15 protein-coding genes are annotated in these 18,164 nt (G+C 41.9%); 2 read left to right on the top strand and 13 right to left on the bottom strand.

Features of this window, described 5'->3' with window-relative positions; all coding sequences use genetic code 11:
• Nucleotides 1-2 precede the first annotated feature (2 nt).
• The 13 genes from nuoK to LT090_RS11230 all read right to left on the bottom strand — a co-directional run bounded on the left by nuoK (nt 3) and on the right by LT090_RS11230 (nt 14,842).
• Nucleotides 3-338 carry an NADH-quinone oxidoreductase subunit NuoK gene (gene nuoK, locus LT090_RS11175; protein WP_068547473.1) on the bottom strand — a complete coding sequence of 112 codons (336 nt, stop codon included), beginning with the start codon at nt 336-338 and terminating at the stop codon, nt 3-5.
• Nucleotides 335-916, bottom strand: a complete 582-nt coding sequence (locus LT090_RS11180) for an NADH-quinone oxidoreductase subunit J family protein (protein ID WP_226996471.1) — start codon at nt 914-916, stop codon at nt 335-337. Before LT090_RS11180 ends, nuoK begins: the two co-directional genes overlap by 4 nt.
• A gap of 141 nt (nt 917-1,057) precedes the next feature.
• Entirely contained in the window at nt 1,058-1,585 is a 528-nt protein-coding gene (gene nuoI / locus LT090_RS11185; protein WP_198360703.1) for an NADH-quinone oxidoreductase subunit NuoI, read from the bottom strand.
• On the bottom strand, nt 1,578-2,570 hold the full coding sequence (gene nuoH / locus LT090_RS11190; protein WP_068547475.1) for an NADH-quinone oxidoreductase subunit NuoH: 993 nt from the start codon (nt 2,568-2,570) through the stop codon (nt 1,578-1,580). The genes nuoI and nuoH overlap by 8 nt, the downstream gene beginning before the upstream one ends.
• On the bottom strand, nt 2,560-5,694 hold the full coding sequence (nuoG, locus tag LT090_RS11195) for an NADH-quinone oxidoreductase subunit NuoG (protein ID WP_068547477.1): 3,135 nt from the start codon (nt 5,692-5,694) through the stop codon (nt 2,560-2,562). The genes nuoH and nuoG overlap by 11 nt, the downstream gene beginning before the upstream one ends.
• On the bottom strand, nt 5,687-7,048 hold the full coding sequence (nuoF, locus tag LT090_RS11200) for an NADH-quinone oxidoreductase subunit NuoF (protein ID WP_068547478.1): 1,362 nt from the start codon (nt 7,046-7,048) through the stop codon (nt 5,687-5,689). Before nuoF ends, nuoG begins: the two co-directional genes overlap by 8 nt.
• A complete protein-coding gene (nuoE, locus tag LT090_RS11205; protein ID WP_068547480.1) occupies nt 7,041-7,772 on the bottom strand; it encodes an NADH-quinone oxidoreductase subunit NuoE in 732 nt (243 codons plus the stop codon). The genes nuoF and nuoE overlap by 8 nt, the downstream gene beginning before the upstream one ends.
• Nucleotides 7,773-7,954: 182 nt before the next feature.
• The gene (gene nuoC / locus LT090_RS11210; RefSeq protein ID WP_082897248.1) at nt 7,955-9,757 is read right to left on the bottom strand and encodes an NADH-quinone oxidoreductase subunit C/D; all 1,803 of its coding nucleotides are present in this window, start codon (nt 9,755-9,757) and stop codon (nt 7,955-7,957) included.
• Nucleotides 9,757-10,395 carry a NuoB/complex I 20 kDa subunit family protein gene (locus LT090_RS11215; protein WP_068547481.1) on the bottom strand — a complete coding sequence of 213 codons (639 nt, stop codon included), beginning with the start codon at nt 10,393-10,395 and terminating at the stop codon, nt 9,757-9,759. The genes nuoC and LT090_RS11215 overlap by 1 nt, the downstream gene beginning before the upstream one ends.
• 1 nt (nt 10,396) lies before the next feature.
• Nucleotides 10,397-10,861: an NADH-quinone oxidoreductase subunit A gene (locus tag LT090_RS11220; RefSeq protein ID WP_226996472.1), complete on the bottom strand. Its 465-nt coding sequence runs from the start codon at nt 10,859-10,861 to the stop codon at nt 10,397-10,399.
• Between the two features lie 402 nt (nt 10,862-11,263).
• Nucleotides 11,264-11,437 carry a hypothetical protein gene (locus LT090_RS17025; protein ID WP_157726656.1) on the bottom strand — a complete coding sequence of 58 codons (174 nt, stop codon included), beginning with the start codon at nt 11,435-11,437 and terminating at the stop codon, nt 11,264-11,266.
• A gap of 135 nt (nt 11,438-11,572) precedes the next feature.
• The gene (locus LT090_RS11225) at nt 11,573-13,963 is read right to left on the bottom strand and encodes a Lon protease family protein (RefSeq protein ID WP_068547483.1); all 2,391 of its coding nucleotides are present in this window, start codon (nt 13,961-13,963) and stop codon (nt 11,573-11,575) included.
• Nucleotides 13,964-14,326: 363 nt separating this feature from the next.
• Entirely contained in the window at nt 14,327-14,842 is a 516-nt protein-coding gene (locus LT090_RS11230; protein ID WP_068547486.1) for a zinc ribbon-containing protein, read from the bottom strand.
• A gap of 202 nt (nt 14,843-15,044) precedes the next feature.
• Between LT090_RS11230 and leuS the strand changes: the two genes are divergently transcribed.
• Nucleotides 15,045-17,630 (top strand): leucine--tRNA ligase, encoded by a 2,586-nt coding sequence (leuS, locus tag LT090_RS11235; protein WP_068547488.1) that lies wholly within the window; start codon nt 15,045-15,047, stop codon nt 17,628-17,630.
• Entirely contained in the window at nt 17,630-18,154 is a 525-nt protein-coding gene (locus tag LT090_RS11240; RefSeq protein WP_082897249.1) for an LPS-assembly lipoprotein LptE, read from the top strand. Before leuS ends, LT090_RS11240 begins: the two co-directional genes overlap by 1 nt.
• Nucleotides 18,155-18,164 lie beyond the last annotated feature (10 nt).

The following is an 18,164-nucleotide window of genomic DNA, read 5'->3' on the forward strand; positions in this document are numbered from 1 at the left end:
GCTCACCCCTTACCCTCGTTGAGTGTGTTCAGCTCGTTTAGTTCGTTCAGGCGATCAACATCAAGACACTGACGTCGTTTATTAATTTGGATCAGCAATGCTAAGCCTAACGCAACTTCTGCTGCGGCCAGGGTTAAAATTAAGATGAACATAATTTGCCCGTCCGCTTCTGCATAAGCACTTCCGGCGCTAATAAATGCAACCCCTACGGCATTTAACATTACCTCCAAGCTCATCAACATAAACAGGATGTTGCGTCTCGCAATGACGCCAACAAAGCCAATAATAAACAAGATCACCGCTAAGGCGATGCCATGAGTTAAAGGGATTTGGATCATAAGTGCCCCCCTAACTTATCTTGCTCGGTATCTTTAGCTAAATGGTAACCCCCGATCAAGCCCGACAATAATAAAAATGACGCAATCTCGACTGCCAATAAATACGGGCCATAGAGCAAAGTACCAACTTCTTTGGCATCAATTATGGTACTGGTTTGCAGTGGGTGTTCGCTGACAGCTAACACATAGATAAATTCTGCTAACAAAATAAACGCCAAAATACATGGACCAAACCAATGACCAAAACCTTGACCGGGCTTGCTACCCGAGCCTTTACTTAAGCTTTGACCAGCTTGCGGGTTAGAATATTGTCCGGAGAAGTGCACATCTGCGTCATCGCCTTGTAAATCAAACATCATTACAGCAAAAACAAATAAAACTAAAATAGCGCCAGCATAAACAATCACTTCCAGCCCAGCCGCAAATGGCGCGCCAAGAAAATAAAAACACACAGCCACCGCTAATAGCGATACCACTAAATACAGCAGCGCATGGATAGCATTGCTACCTAACACCACCTTAAGCGATGCGAAAATAGCGATTGCACCGGCGATATAAAATGGCAATTGCATCATCATAATTTCTCTCCGGAGACATTATGTTTTGCATCTAGTTCAATACTGTCTGTGCTTATCATTGGTTAGAACCTGTTTTCATAATTCTTTTCTTTATTTCGCTTTGTTGAATTGCTAATTCGCCAACTGTGGCAAGATCTACAACTATGGCATTAGATCTTTTACATTTACCGGTGGTTTTTCGTGTTCACCGCTACCTTTATCTTTTACCCCAGCAGCAACACCCGATTGACGATAAAAGTTATAATCTGGGTATTTTCCAGGACCACTAATTAACAAGTGTTCCTTTTCATAGACTAAGTTTTGTCGCTCGTATTCGGCCAATTCCACATCAGGCGTGAGTTGTATGGCATAAGTTGGACAGGCTTCTTCGCAGAATCCACATAAAATGCATCGTGAAAAGTTAATGCGGAAAAACTCCGCAGTCTTGCGCCCTTGTTCATCTATGGTTTGTTGCAAAGAAATACAATCAACCGGGCACGCAACCGCACATAAATTACAAGCGACGCAGCGCTCTTCACCATCGGGATCTCTGGTAAGAACTATTCGGCCTCGATAACGCGGTGCTAAATAAGGTTTCTGCTCCGGATATTCAACCGTATCGGCTTTGGTAAACGTATGTTTAAGCACTAAAGCCATGGTACGCAGTTGGCTATAAATCATTTTAACCATGCATGCCTCCGCCAATCACACCAGTAAGTTTCAACACTGCAGTAAGTAACAAATTAAATAACGCCAATGGCAGCATGACTTTCCAGCCAAATTCGAGCAGTTGATCGAATCTCGGCCTTGGCAATGAAGTGCGCAATAGGATGAAGAACATGATCAACAAAGCGACTTTTAAAACAAACCAAACAAGGCCAGGGACCGCCGCGCCGATGGCATCAGGTAAGATTCCTGGCGGTAAGTAGCCGCCAAAGAACAGAGTTACCGACATCGCTGAAATTAGTGTTACACCTAAATATTCACCAAGGAAGAACAAGGCAAACTTTAATCCTGAGTATTCTGTATGAAAACCAGCGGTAAGTTCGGTTTCAGCTTCAGGTAAATCAAACGGTAGTCGATGAGACTCAGCAATTCCTGCTACTAAGAACACAAAGAATCCAATAATTTGCGAGCTAATAAACCAACCGTCTTGTTGCGCCATAACGATATCTCTAAGATTAAAACTGCCGGTTAAAAGCACAACGCCCATTACCGAAAGTCCCATAAACACTTCGTAACTTATGGTTTGTGCTGCCGCGCGCATACTGCCGAGTAGAGCGTATTTGCTCTTTGATGCCCAACCGGCAAGTACGACGCCGTAGACAGCAAGGGATGTCATCGCTAAGAAAAATAATAGCCCTATGTTTAGGTTTGAAACGCCAATGGTGTCGGAAAATGGCACTACGACAAAACTCATCAATACCGTGACTGCGGCAATAATAGGGGCCGCCATAAATAATCCGCTGTCGGCAAATTTCGGGTTAAACTCGTCTTTTCCTAAGATTTTTAATAAGTCGGCAAGTGATTGTAAAATCCCGAAAGGCCCTACTCGGTTAGGCCCTAAACGGTCTTGCCATATACCAATTAAGCGACGTTCGACCCACACCAGCATTGCAGCAATAGGAATAAGTAGTGCAAGAATTAAAACAATTTCGACCAGCTTAATGATCATCTAAACCTCCTGCCATAAGACGGATAGGTATAAATTGATCGTTCTCTTTTAACCGTTTAAGTAATGCCTGTTTTTGTTGTTCAAGCTCGTTTACCGAGACCTTAAGTTTTAACTCAAAATCATCTGCTTCAGCTTTACTGGCGACGCTAATTTGATTGGCTTGCAACACGGACGATTGAGGTGCATTTGCACTGCTTCCTTGAGCGAACTCTATTTTACAGTGACTTTGCTGGGCAAGAAAAAGTAGCCCTGTATTTTGACTAATGTCGTCGGTGAGCTCTAATCGACACACATATTCATTCTTGTCGTTAACAATTTTGATATGGGAACAATCATTAAGCTCTAATCCTTTAGCCATTCGCGTTGAGATAATTAATTGCGGTACGGGTGACATCAATGCCAGTTCAATACCTTTTCGTCCTAGATAGTCATCAGCAAAAATATGATTACCAATGATGATATTAAACGGCGAATCTTGAACATTGCTGTCAACGACATCGACAGGAGATTTATCTTTCAGTGCAGACTCTTTTCCTAAACTTTTACTTTTTGGATCGTATATCTGTACTTCAGAATTTGGATTATTGAGTTTTCCAGAAACAACTTGTTGGTACTTACTTACCGCCTGATTGGAGTTCCAACCGGGTGCCCAAGTAAAAGGCATAGACGCAGATTTAGCCAAATCGTTGAGAATATTACGACCTTCCATTGAAAACTTATAAGGGCTATTTTCATCGATACAGGCTTTTGCTTCATGAACGCTTTGATTTGCCATCATCGCGGTGCGCCCTGAAGCTCGGTGAGTTTGTCGTGCGGTTTTATTTAAAAATTGTTCGGCAATAAATTGCTCTGTATTTGGAAACGCGGATTCTATGTGAGAAAGTATTTGCCATAATTCACTTAGGTTTTTGGCATCATTTAATTGACCTTTGCCTAGTACTTGGTCGATAACCGTTAAATAACGCCAGCTTGGCAATATCGGCAGTTTGGCGGCAAACGTTGCGTAAAAACACTGTGCTCTTCCTTGATAATTGACCACCAAGCCTTGCGATTCACTAAACGCTGCTGCCGGTAATACCACATCGGCATTTTGGCTCACAATAGACTCGTTATGATCAAGCGCAATAACAGCATTGGCAGCTGATAATAATTGTTGTTGCACAGAGGCTGTTAAATTCGATAATTCGTGTTCAGCGACAATTAGACCTGTAACAGCCTTGCTCTCAAGTTTTTCAATTAGTGCCTCAAGGGTTAGCGTATTTTCATCGGTTATGGCATGCAATCCAATGCTATTCACCTGCTCTGGCATAATCAATACATTGAGTTTTGTTGAGTGGTTTTGTTCTGTCAGATGTGCCAGCGCTTGCACACTTTCAATTAAAGCAATATTTTCGCGACTGTGTCCGGTGACGATTAATGGGCTGTTAGCGCCAACTAGTGCGGTTGCGGCATCGATAACAAACTGTTGTTGGCGTTTATTAAGCTTAAATGCAGCGAGCAAGCTAGCATCTAATGTACTCTTATCTAATCCATTTTTTTCTAATGCATTTGTATCCAATGCATTTGTATCCAATGCATTTGTATCCAATGCATTTTTATAAAAGGAGTGAAACAATACACTAATCGCCTGCACTAACATTACGGATTCTTTGCTTGAGCTAAACAGTCGATGAGTGGCGATATCATCTAACTTGGTGGCGGCAATATCGCTAATGAATAACGGTGTTTTTAGTTGCCCCGCTGCATTTTTTACCGCTTCATCCTGCCAAAACGGAATGCCCAAACTTGCTGCTTTTTCAATCCCTAATTTTCGGCTCGCTTGACGGATTGCCAGTGCAATTCGCGGCGATGTTTGAGTGATATCTTCATCGAGAACAATAATACAGTCACTTTGCTCAATTTGTTTTATGCTTAGCGATTCAATATTTGCTGCGGAGTCAATTTTTAATTGCTTAGCGGATAAAGATAAAAGTTGCTGTTGTTTGTTGGTTAAACCCGAACAAAAGTTTTCGCTGCCAAATAAGTGTTTTAAAACGGTATTCGTTTCTAAACTAGCCCGCGCAGAGCCAATGGCGGCGAACGATTCGCCTTTATATTTGGCTAACGCTATGCGTAAATCCTTACTCGATGGATTGGTCAAAGGAGCGTTTGTCTGCTGTTGATTAGCATCAACAACATTACCGCTATTTCTATTGGCTAAGCTGCTATTACTACTAAAAGACAGACCACGAACCTGAGTAATTCGATCATCGCTATTGACATAACCGAAGCCAAAACGGCCACGATCACAGAGAAAATAACCATTGATATCGTAATTATATCGGTTGACCACACGACGCACAGAGCCATATCGTTCGCCGACACTGATATTACAACCGACACTGCAACCTTGGCAGATCGATGGCGAAGACTGCAGATCCCATTTACGGGCATAGTGCGCTGAAAAAGGCTTGTCTGTAAATACTCCAGTTGGACATACTTCAACCAAGTTACCCGAAAACTCGCTTTCTAATACGCCATCTTGTTGACGACCAAAATATACTCGATTTTTTGATCCAAACACACCAAAATCATCGCCACCAGCATAGTCTTTGTAATAACGAACACAACGATAACAGGTAATACAGCGATTCATCTCATGACCAATTAATGGCCCTAAATTTTGATTACTAAAGGTACGTTTATCGCCTTTGTACTGTCTTACGGAATGCCCTGTCATCACAGTCATATCCTGTAAGTGACATTCACCACCTTCAGCGCAAACCGGACAATCGTGAGGATGATTAGTCATCATCGCCGAGATTATTTGCTCACGAAATGCCGATGAATAATTATCTCCTAACCCTATGTGCATGCCATCATTTACTGGCGTCATGCAGGCCATCGCTAACCGCCCTTGGGTTTGGCTGTCATCGTTATAAACCGTGACCGCACATTGACGGCAGGCCCCGATAGAGCCCATCGATGGATGCCAGCAAAAGTAAGGCAAGTTAAGCTTGCTAGATAATACCGCGGCAAGCAGGTTATCACTTTTTTCAACTTGATAAGCCGTACCATCAACGTAGATAGTGATCATGTTTTCAGTGCTAGCATCAAAATTAGTGCCGGTGTTAGCATTAGCCATGACTACCTCCTACGGAGACTTTTTGTTTTCCAAGCTTGTAGGTACAACAACCCTGCTCGATATGCTCAACATAATCATCTATAAAGTACTTCAGCGAGCTTCTAAGGGGCTCAACTGCGCCTGGTGCCAGTGCACAATGGGTTTTGCCTATCCACATAAAGTCACACAGTTTATGTAAGGCATCAATGTCATCCATTGTGCCCAAGCCATTCTCAATGCGTGTTAATATTTCAACGACCCATGGCGTACCGTCACGACAAGGTGTGCAAAATCCGCATGATTCTTGATGGAAAAATTGCAGTAAATTTAACACCATGCCCACCGGACAATTAAGGTGATCAAGGACAATCAAACCAGCAGTGCCTAATCGAGATCCCGCTTTAGCGATATTGTCATAATCCATTGGTACGTCTAAATGTTCCGCGACTAAAAAATCCGTTGACGCGCCGCCTGGCAACAAACCTTTGAAGTTCAAGCCATCAATCATGCCGCCAGCTTTATCATTTAACACATGGCCAATTGTCATGCCCATCGGCATTTCCCATAAACCGGGATTTTTCACTCTGCCACTTGCGCCATAAATCTTAGTACCAGCGTCACTGTTAGGTGATAAGGCTTTAAACCATTCACTGCCTTGTTTAAAAATGTGAGGTAAGTTTGACAGTGTTTCGACATTATTAACGATTGTTGGTTTGCCAAATAAACCACTCACCTGTGGAAATGGCGGTTTTGAACGAGGATTGGCGCGGCGCCCTTCAAGGGCATTGATAAGGGCGGTCTCTTCACCACAAATATAACGACCGGCACTGGTATGTAGGTATAAATCTAATTGGTATCCGCTACCTTTAATATCATTGCCTAACCAGTTATTTTGATAGGCTTGGTCAATGGCGCTTTGCAAACGTTTGGCGGCGACAAAATACTCGCCTCTTAAGAAAATATAGGCTTTATTGGCGCCTATGGTATAGGATGCGATGATCATCGCTTCAATCAACTGATGTGGAATGCCTTCGAGTAATAGGCGGTCTTTAAAGGTGCCTGGCTCCATTTCATCGCCATTACATATTAAGTATTTATTATCCGGCGCATTGGCTTTTGCATGAGGACCGTCATCATCGTCAAACATCGGCACAAAACTCCATTTCATACCGGTTGGAAAACCAGCACCGCCGCGGCCTTTTAAGTCGGATTCTTTTACCAATTCTAAACACTGTTTTTGACTCATCTGAAGCACAGCTTTTTCCGCGCCTTGATAACCACCTTGGGCAACATAGCCATCATAATCTAACGGTTTATTAGTATTCACTAATGCCGTTAGCGGTTTAGTGTTAAGGGAAAGCGTTGGTTCAGACATCTCGCTCTCCTTTCTTTTTCTGTTCGCTACCGTTCTCTTGTTCAATAGTGCTGTTCTGGTCTGCTAAATTATCTTGCGCAGCTATAGTTTCTGGCTCAGCTATATCTTCTGGCTCAGCTATATCTTCTGCCTCAGCTATATGTTCTGGCTCAGGCTGCTTCCCCTGCTTGAGCGAGTGAATAATATCGATAACTTTACCTGGCGTGAGTTGTTGGTAATGTACTCCGGAGACCATTATGGTTGGCGCTTTATCGCAGCCTCCAAGACACGCATTCGAAATTAAGGTGAACATGCCATCATCTGATGTTTGCCCATATTCAATATTTAGAGTGGTCTTTAACGTATCTAAAATTTCTTGGTAACTAGTTAAATAACAACTGATAGAGTCACAGACATGGATCACATGTTTGCCAACTTTTTGACGATAAATGAGATTATAAAACGTCGCCACCCCCTCTAATGTAGCAGCCGGTATCTGTAGCAAATCACTGATTGCATATAAACTTTCATCACTTATCCAGCCTCGATTATGTTGAACTATCTTCAACGCCTCGATGCCCGCCGCTTCGCGCGTTTCCAGTATCGTTGTTTCATGCTCAATATCGGTGATTTCTTGTTCTGTGAGATAACTACGATGGTCAACAAACTGACAATCAATACGCTGCTCGTCGACCATCGTTCGACTAGAGCTTTGTTTCGTTTGAATCAGCGTTGTTAAACTCATTAGTAATTTCTCTCACTGTTATTTTTTATGTGTCTTGTTTATTAACTTGGTTGCTACTTCTCTTAGCTATTACTTGTCTTATGTATTACTTGTTTTAGGTCTCGTGTGTTTTTCTATAGCTTCTTTAATTTCCGGTTTCTTGTATCTATTGTTTCGACTATTTGTGTCCTAAAAAGGCTCCACTAACGATCAACGTCGGCCATGACGTAATCAATACTGCCTAATGTTGCAATTAAATCAGCCACCATTTGCCCTCTTGATAACAGCGGGATCATTTGTAAATGGGCAAAAGATGGAGTGCGAATTCGGGTACGATAACTTGTCGTGCTGCCATCACTTACTAAGTGGTAGGCCATGATGCCTTTCGTTGCTTCAACGCTCATTGATACTTCACCTGCAGGAATGACCGGTCCCCAGGAAACATTGACAAAGTGCGGGATCAAACTATCGATGTCTAACATGGTATGGCGTTTATCTGGCGGCGTTGTTTGAGGGTGTTCAGCTTTGTACGGCCCTTCAGGCATATTATTTAAACATTGCTCGATAATGCGAATGCTTTGACGCATCTCTTCCACACGCACTCGACAACGATCATAGCTATCGCCTTTGTGTCCAAGTGGCACTTCAAAGTCGAATTGATCATAACCACCATATGGGCGCTGCTTACGTAAATCCCATGAGAACCCCGTTGCTCTAAGACCAGGCCCGGTTATGCCCCATTCAATTGCTTCTTCACTGGTATAAGCGCCAACATCTACAGTACGCGCTTTTAGTAATTCATTTTGCATCACCATCTTTTCGTATTCATCGAGGCGTTTAGGCAAGTAATTGACGTACTCACGAACCATAGTGTCCCACCCTTTTGGTAGGTCACTGGCAACACCACCAATGCGGAAGTAACTTGGATGCATGCGCGCGCCACTTATTGCTTCAACGATGCCAAATAACTTCTCGCGATCGATAAACATGTAAAATATCGGTGATAAGGCGCCAACATCTTGGGCAAAGGTGCCATAAAATAATAAGTGCGATAAAATCCGAAACATCTCCGCAGTCATAATTCGAATCACTTTCGCTCTATCAGGAACGGTAATACCGGCAAGTTTTTCGACCGCCATCACATAAGGGAAATTATTCATCACCCCACCGAGATAATCGATGCGGTCAGTATAAGGAATGTAACTATGCCAAGATTGACGTTCCCCCATTTTCTCAGCGCCGCGATGGTGATAGCCTATGTCAGGCACAGAGTCGACAATCTCTTCACCTTCCATTTGCAATACAATACGAAATGCACCATGGACACTAGGATGATTAGGGCCTAAGTTTAAAAAGCTAAAGTCACTGGTTTTGCTCGCTCGTTTCATGCCCCAATCTTGCGGTTTAAACTGTAACGCTTGTTGTTCAATATCTTGCTGAGCATCAGGCAAGGTAAACGGATCCATTTCCGTCGCACGAGCTGGATGGTCTTTTAATAACGGGTGACCTTGCCAGGTTTGTGGCATCAAGATCCGAGTTAAATGCGGGTGGCCGACAAATTCGATACCAAACATGTCCCACACTTCACGTTCATACCAGTTGGCGTTTGGCCAAATATTGGAAACCGTAGACAATGATTTATCATCTTGGCTAAGAGCGACTTTAATGCGAATATCTCGGTTACGTGCATAGGAGCGTAAATGATAAATGACGGTAAAATCTTGTACTTGCTCAGACAGTTTAAATTGTCTTTCACGTTCATCAATGGCGGTTAAATCAAAACAAAAATCAAAGCCATTATCTAATTGACGTCTTAACAAATGCATTAAACGAGGCAACTGTTGTTTATCAACCCAATAGCTTTCCACCGCATCGATTAGTACTTGCTCGGTGAGTTTAATATCGGCGTTTATCGCTATTATTTCGTCGCTGAGTGGGAACGGTTCATGCACCGAAAAATCCGTTGCCTGGCTGATATCGACTTGATGTACTTTAGAGTCAGTCATTACACGCTATCCGGCTCATCTAAATTTTTCACTTCAATGCGACTTTGCAGCTTTATATCTCGCAAACTTGGTTTGGCGATTTCACTCACGCCTTGTTCACCGACTACCCAACTAAGCGGTCTTGGTTGATGAGCAATTTTGCTTTGTAGTAATAACAGGCCTTCAAGCAAGGCCTCTGGACGCGGCGGACAACCAGGTACATAAACGTCTACGGGGATAAATTTATCTACGCCCTGTACCACTGAATATATATCGTACATACCACCGGAGTTTGCGCATGAGCCCATTGAGATTATCCATTTAGGCTCGAGTAATTGATCATAAAGATGGCGAATTACCGGTGCCATTTTTCTAAAACAGGTACCGGAGATCACCATCAAATCAGCTTGGCGTGGTGTTGCTCTGATCACTTCCGCACCAAACCGGGCAATATCATGACGAGAGGTGAAACTGGTTGCCATCTCAACATAACAACAACTTAAACCAAAGTTGAATGGCCAAACTGAGTTTTTACGTCCCCAATTGATCATGTCATCTAAGCGGGCAAACAACACATTTCGTTTGAGATCTTGCTCTACTTCGAGTTTTGATTCGCGCATCTGAGATTCTACGGCGGCTTTAGTAATTGACCAATCCATATTAGTTTTCTCTCTCGCTGGCCGATAGGAACACTTGACGCGGCGGACGGTGCTTGCGTTTAAGTTCTAATGCGCCGATTCGCCACACATAAACGAGTGCCGCCAATAAAATAAATATAAAGATGCTAGCTTCGATAAAACCAGCAAGCCCTACTTCATCAAAGGCAATAACCCATGCGAACAAGAAGATGGTTTCTAAATCAAAAATGACAAAGAAAATAGCATAAAGAAAAAAATGATTGGTAAAACGAGTTCTTGGTTTTTCGGTGGCAATGACACCAGATTCGTAAGGGGTATGGGTATGACGACGATTAGTTTTTGGGCCGAGCAACCACGACAGCAACAACATGCCTGCGAGCATAATAAGCAGCACAACAAAGTACACCGCAATTGGCCATAACTCAGACCAATTTGTCGTTACCTCTGCCGCTGCGACCTGTGCCACGGATTGATCAATAGCGCTCACGTTATCCCCCAACGTTAGTTGGTAGACATCAATGGCAATATCACGACTTAATATACTGTCATTCTTACCGTTCCGATCGCCTTTTAGTATTGTTTTTTAGCGAAGCTTTTAGCGAAATAAACACACGATCGTTAGAATTGAATTGTTGTTGATTAAATAATAGTCAACATTTTCAAAAATAGAAAAAAAATAAGCAAATAAGTGAGTTAACGAGGACGAAAGCTAATATAGTCTAGCGTGAATACAACGTTTAGCCGATTGCATAATTGAATAGGTTATTGCTTAACTTGGATAAGGAACTAAGGCAAATCATCGATTTGCCTTTTGTGATTAGTCGCCAACGCATTAACCGACTTACGTTTAAAGTAATAGCGTTTAGAGTATTAATGTTTAAAACAGCGTTTAAAGCAGCGCTTTAATCAGGGCAGCAAATAGCGCGACAAATACTAAAATCATAATGATCTTACTGTATTTTTGTTGATCTTTTTGCTCAAGTGGCTTACCAAATTTTTCACCTAGTATGACCATAAGAGCGACGCCAAGAAATACCACTCCTAGGATAAGAAATAATGTCATGTTGTTATTCTCAATGTTTGATTTGTCAAAAACTGGCTTTGGAAATATTTTGCAAACCAGACTTAGGCTGCCATATTTTCGAAACCGATAGTTATCGACAAAACCTAGCCGGTGCTAAAATAAATACCAGCAATGTTAATCGTCACTACCATTTATCATATCCGATAAATGCTTCAGTTTTGCTAATGCCATGCCATGAATCGATTTACGAGCATAGGAGCCGCCACGTTTTATTTTACCAGCTTCCAAACCTAATAAAATTTCTAACGCTTGGTCAACATTATCAACTGCATAAATGGTGAATTCGCCGCGCTCAACCGCGTCAATGACTTCTTTATTAAGCATTAAGTTTATCTTATTGGTTTTCGGGATGATAACTCCCTGTTCACCGGTTAGTCCTTTGTCACGGCAAAGGCGATAAAAACCTTCAATCTTTTCATTTACACCGCCAATGGATTGCACTTCACCATGCTGGTTCATTGACCCTGTAATAGCAATTTGCTGATTTACCGGTAACTCTGTAATTGACGAAATTAACGCACAAAGTTCTGCCATTGAGGCGCTATCTCCGTCAATATGACCGTAAGATTGTTCAATTGCGATATTAGCAGAAATCGATAATGGGAATTTCTTTCCGTATTTATGCCCTAAATAGCCAATAAGTAACAATACACCTTTAGAGTGAATTGATTTACCTAATTCCGCTTCACGCTCAATATCTGTTACTCCTTGCGCACCGGCATAAACGGTTGCAGATATTCGAGCCGGTGTACCAAACACACTATCGCCAATTTCCAGTACCGTTAAGCCGTTGACTTTACCTACCGCTTCACCGTCGGTGGAAATCAGCACCTGCTCTTCCTTAATCTCTTCCATCCAAGTTTCACTTAAACGACCACTGCGACGCGACTTAGAGGCTAATGCAGCTTCAACATGTTCAGAGTCAATAAGGTCACTATCGTCTTTTTGCCAAATAAACCACGCTTCATCGAGCAAGTCGTTAATATGAACAATATTGGCTGATAGCTTTTTCTGATGCTCTGCTTTGCGTAAACTGTAACGCACTAATAAACTTACCGCTTTATCGGTAACTTCAGGATACTCATTACGCTCTGCATGTTGTCTTATTAACGTTGCATAAGCACGTAAGTTTTCTTCGTTTTTAACCAAATGGCGATCAAAGTCAGCAAGAACGCGAAACAGTTCGGTAAATTCTTGATCGTATTCTTGCAACATGTAATACATTTCAGCATTACCAAGCAGAATGACTTTTACTTGCAGCGGAATGGATTCTGGTTGCAGACTGATACTGCCGCCCATAGACATCTCTGCATAAGGATGTTCAATTTGGATCTCACCTGTTTTTAAAGCGAGTTTTAAACGGGTCCAGATAAGTGGGTTTGCTAATAGCTTTTCCACTTCTAACAATAAGTAACCGCCATTTGCTCGATGCAATGCACCACCACGAATTAACCGATAGTTAGTGTATACGGCGCCTTGAAACGACGAATAATCGATGGTGCCAAATAGGTTTTGAAACGTTGGGTTTTGCTCGTAAACAACCGGCGCACCTTCATTTGGTTCGCGAGAAACCAAAAGATTTGGCATGAATCGGTCTACCATCATTTTACGGCAGGCTTTGTCATCTCGCGGATTTTCGCTATTTTCGTCGACTAAAATGTCGAGTACGATTTCAGTAATCGAACCTTTAATTTGACGCACATATTTAAGTACCCCTAAATTGGCACTAAATTCATGTTCAAGATCTTTAATTAGCGGTCGGATCGTTTGCTCTGCAGTATCAAATTTTAACTTACGAGTCGCGACACTTGATTCGCGCTTCCAAAGTGGCAACTCGAGTAATTTTTCGCTTAAGATGGTTTCAAGCTCGGCTAGTAAGCCATAAAAATCGGTACGCTCTTGCTCGCCTAAACTGGCAAACTCTTTATCAGTCAATGGTTTGCCATCAACCAATGGCGAAAAGCTGATGTCGCCTTTCTCTTCATACAATACCGCATTTTTGCTGAATGCATACTCCTCAACTTGCTCGATTGCCTCATCGTAACGGGCGTTAAACGCTCTATCGATTGCTGCTTTTTGGCGTTGATAACCAGGGTTATCAAAAATTTCTGGAAATAAATCCAACAAATCGTCAATTAGGGTATTAATTTTCGCTTGTAATTGTTTACCTTCGCCGGCGTTTAAATACAGCTTGTGCGGTGCTTGTGAATCATCAAAGTTATTGATGTAACACCATTCATTAGCAGTATCTTGCTCGCTAGCAAATTCAGCCAGCATTTGTTTGATCAGTGTTTGCCTACCAGTACCGGGCTCACCCTTTGCAAAAACATTGAAACCCTTTGATGTCATCGACAAGCCAAATTCCAATGCTTCTTTTGACCTTTCATGGCCGATAAACTTTTGTTTGATTTTTTTGTCGACTACCGACTTTGAAAATAAGCTTTGCGGTAATTCGGCACATAATTCTGATACTGGCACTTTCAGTGCATCAATGCGTTCTGTCATCGAAACTGATTATCCTTTTGGCGAGAGTTAGCAATGTAGCTAACGTTTTGTAATTGTTTTTATTGTAAAATATGCAACTTAAACATTCATTTTAAGCATGTATCTGTTTTCTTATCTTAACGATAACCGATGCGATAACCGATGCGATAACCATTCCAATAATCGATGCGATAAAGTGGTAAAAAACAGTACAATAATTAACTTGCTATAACTCCAGTGTATACCTGTGATGGGATAAAAAGCAAAGGCCAAAAGTGTGTATCTGAACAAGCGTTCATTTTTTAATCAAAGCACTTGCCTATCGTGTTAATTTCTCAGCAAATATTTATTTGCATTTAAAGCCAATTTCATAGAGGCCATTGCTTAGAAGCTGTGACGAGAAAATTCGCTACCACCACAATGTGGGCAGTCACTTAGATTGGTTGCATGAGTTATATCAAAGCTATGCGAACAAGCATGACATTGGATTTGACCAAAACCAATTAAGTCGCCGGTTCGATATATCCCATCGTGATCGAAATCATCAACGAGCTCAGTCCACTCAATTTGTGTTTGGTCAGTTATTTTTGCCAAGTGCTGCCACATGCCCTCACCAAGCGAGGTTAAGTATAATGAGTCCTTCGCATCGTTTTTATTGTGTCGATAAAACCCCAGCAAATCTTGCTTGAAACTTTTAATGCTTAATTGATATTCATTAACCGACAACTCTTCTGCGGCATCGAGCACCTGCTCTGCCTTATTTACCCATTGATTTACCGATTTAACTTCTGAATCTTTTGCCGCTTTTAACCAGAGGTAGACTTTATCGAAAAGTGATTGATATTGTTGGTTTTTGTTATCATTTTGATGGTCGTTCTGATTATGCTTTTGATTCGTCATGGAAGCCACTCTTAACAATGAAAAAACGAGGAATAATTCAAGTATAGTAAATTATCGAAAAAGTGATGGTAGATTCATCGATGCTAATTGCCTTTGCCCTCTTCATTAGTGCCTTTAAATACGCTATGATTCGAGCAATATTTTAAATTCACAAAAGCGCTTAAACTTTAACCAGTTTAAAGCGGTAACGAGACATCGATTAATGGAATCCATTTACAATCCTCAAAGCATTGAACAGCGTATCCAAAAACATTGGACTGATAACAAAACATTCGTTGCAACCGAGCAACCTGGAAAAGACAAATTCTACTGTTTATCAATGTTCCCATACCCAAGTGGCCGTTTACATATGGGTCACGTACGTAACTACACATTAGGCGATGTGATCAGCCGTTACCAACGTTTACAGGGTAAAAATGTAATGCAACCTATGGGTTGGGATGCGTTTGGTTTACCAGCAGAAAATGCAGCGATTAAAAATAAAGCAGCACCTGCCTCATGGACATACGAAAACATCGATTACATGCGTGGTCAGTTGCAATCGTTAGGTTTTGCTTACGATTGGAATCGCGAATTAGCAACGTGTAAGCCAGATTACTACCGCTGGGAACAATGGTTTTTCACCAAGCTTTTTGAAAAAGGTTTAGTTTATAAGAAAAACGCCACTGTAAACTGGGATCCTGTTGACCAAACTGTTCTTGCTAACGAGCAAGTTATTGACGGTCGCGGCTGGCGTTCAGGCGCCGTTGTTGAGCGCAAAGAAATTCCACAATGGTTTATTAAGATTACCGATTACGCGGAAGAGTTATTAAACGATTTAGACCAATTAGAAGGTTGGCCTGAGCAAGTTAAAACCATGCAACGTAACTGGATTGGCCGCTCTGAAGGTGTTGAAATGACCTTTGAAGTTGCTAATTCAACGGACAGTTTCGATATTTACACAACGCGCCCTGACACATTAATGGGTGTTACCTATGTTGCCCTTGCAGCGCAGCACCCGTTAGCGTTAGAAGCGGCTAAATCAAACCCTGAGTTAGCGGAATTTATTAAAAGCTGTAAAGGTAATAAAGCTACTGAGGCTGATATGGCAACCATGGAAAAACTTGGTGTCGATACGGGCTTAAAAGCGATTCACCCAATTAGCGGTGAATTAGTACCTGTATGGGCAGCGAACTTTGTATTAATGGATTACGGCTCAGGCGCAGTAATGTCTGTACCTGGACACGACCAACGCGACTACGAATTTGCAACCAAATATGGTTTGCCGATTTGCCAAGTAATTAACAGCGACGAAGGCAACGATATTGCCAAATGTGCAATTACGGAAAAAGGCACATTGATCAATTCTGGTCAGTTTGATGGTTTAACCTCAGAGCAAGCATTTAAAGCTATTGCAGAGGTATTAGCCGAGCAAGGTAAAGGCAAGATCACGGTCAATTACCGCTTACGTGACTGGGGCGTTTCACGTCAACGTTACTGGGGTACACCTATCCCAATGCTTACCTTAGAAAATGGCGAATCAGTACCTGTTCCTGAAGATCAATTACCAGTGCGTTTACCTGAAGATGTGGTAATGGATGGCGTAACTTCGCCAATTAAAGCCGATGCTGAGTGGGCAAAAACTACTTACAACGGTCAACCTGCGTTACATGAAACAGATACTTTCGATACCTTTATGGAATCATCTTGGTACTACGCTCGTTACTGTAGTCCGCAAACTGATGACGCGATGCTTGACCCAGAAAAAGCGAATTACTGGTTACCCGTTGATCAATACGTAGGTGGTATTGAGCATGCAATCTTACATTTACTTTATTCTCGTTTTTTCCATAAGTTATTGCGTGATGTTGGTTTAGTTGATTCAGACGAACCATTCAAAAGCTTACTATGTCAAGGCATGGTATTAGCAGATACTTATTACCGTGAAGAAGCAAATGGTGCGCAAACTTGGATTGCGCCAACGGATGTTGACGTTGAACGTGACGAAAAAGGTGCCGTTGTTAGCGCTGTGTCAAAGGTCGATGGCTTACCGGTTATTTCAGCTGGCATGAGCAAAATGAGTAAATCGAAAAACAATGGTATTGACCCGCAAGAGGTTATTAATCAGTTTGGTGCTGATACTGTGCGTTTATTCATTATGTTTACCTCGCCACCAGAGCAAACATTAGAATGGTCTGATTCTGGTGTTGAAGGTGCTCACCGTTTCTTAAAACGTGTATGGAAACTTGCCTATGACGTTGTTCAAGCAACCGGTGACGATACGTTTGCGTTAAACAGCGTGAAGTTAGAGTCTGCGCACAAAAACTTGCGTCGTGAAGTACACAAAACTATCGCCAAAGTAAGTGATGACATTGGTCGTCGTAACACCTTCAATACTGCGATTGCAGCAATAATGGAATTAATGAACAATTTAGCAAAAGCTAAATTGGAGTCGGATGCTGATAAAGCGGTTATGCAAGAAGCAGTGCGTGCTATTGTTATTATGCTTACGCCTATCACGCCTCATTTAGGCCATGAATTATGGAATATTGTTGGCGATGGTAGCACTGTTGAACAAGCTTCTTGGCCAGAAGTTGATCAATCGGCCTTGGTAGAAGACGAAAAATTAGTTATTGTACAAGTGAATGGTAAATTACGTTCGAAAGTGACAGTAAGTGCTGATGCAACTCAAGCTGATGTTGAAGCGCTAGCTATGCAAGAAGAAAACGTTGTGAAATTTACCGAAGGAAAGACCGTACGCAAGGTAATTTACGTACCAGGAAAACTTCTAAATATTGTGGCTAATTAATGACAAAAAACACCGTTTCGATTAAACAAAAATCAACAAAAATGAACGCCATCGTTAGCCTAGTGCTAGCGCTGGCGATGCTTTCTGGTTGTGGTTTTAAAATGCGTGGCGACTACTTATTGCCTGCCGAAATGGAGTCTGTTTATGTGAGCTCTGCCGATCCCCATGGCGAGCTCACGCGTTTATTTAAGCAGCACTTAACAATAAACAACGTTAATATCGAAAAAACGCATACCGCCACTAGCCCTGAAATACGAATTCTTAAAGATTCATTGAATCGTCGCACATTATCATTATTTGACAATGGTCAAGTAGCTGAGTACGAGCTTACCTACACTGTTCGTTATGACGTCATGTTTAAGGATGAAGAAGCTCAACGTTTCTCGTTTGATATTACTCGAAACTATCAAGACGATCCCGACAGAGCATTGGCAAAATCGAGAGAATTAACCTTGCTACGCAAAGAAATGCGCGTAGAAGCGGCAGATAGAATTTTACGTAATCTTGCCAGTATTTCTCACTAATTAATGAGTC

The sequence above is a fragment of the Thalassotalea crassostreae genome (genome assembly GCF_001831495.1).
Lineage (GTDB): Bacteria > Pseudomonadota > Gammaproteobacteria > Enterobacterales > Alteromonadaceae > Thalassotalea_A > Thalassotalea_A crassostreae.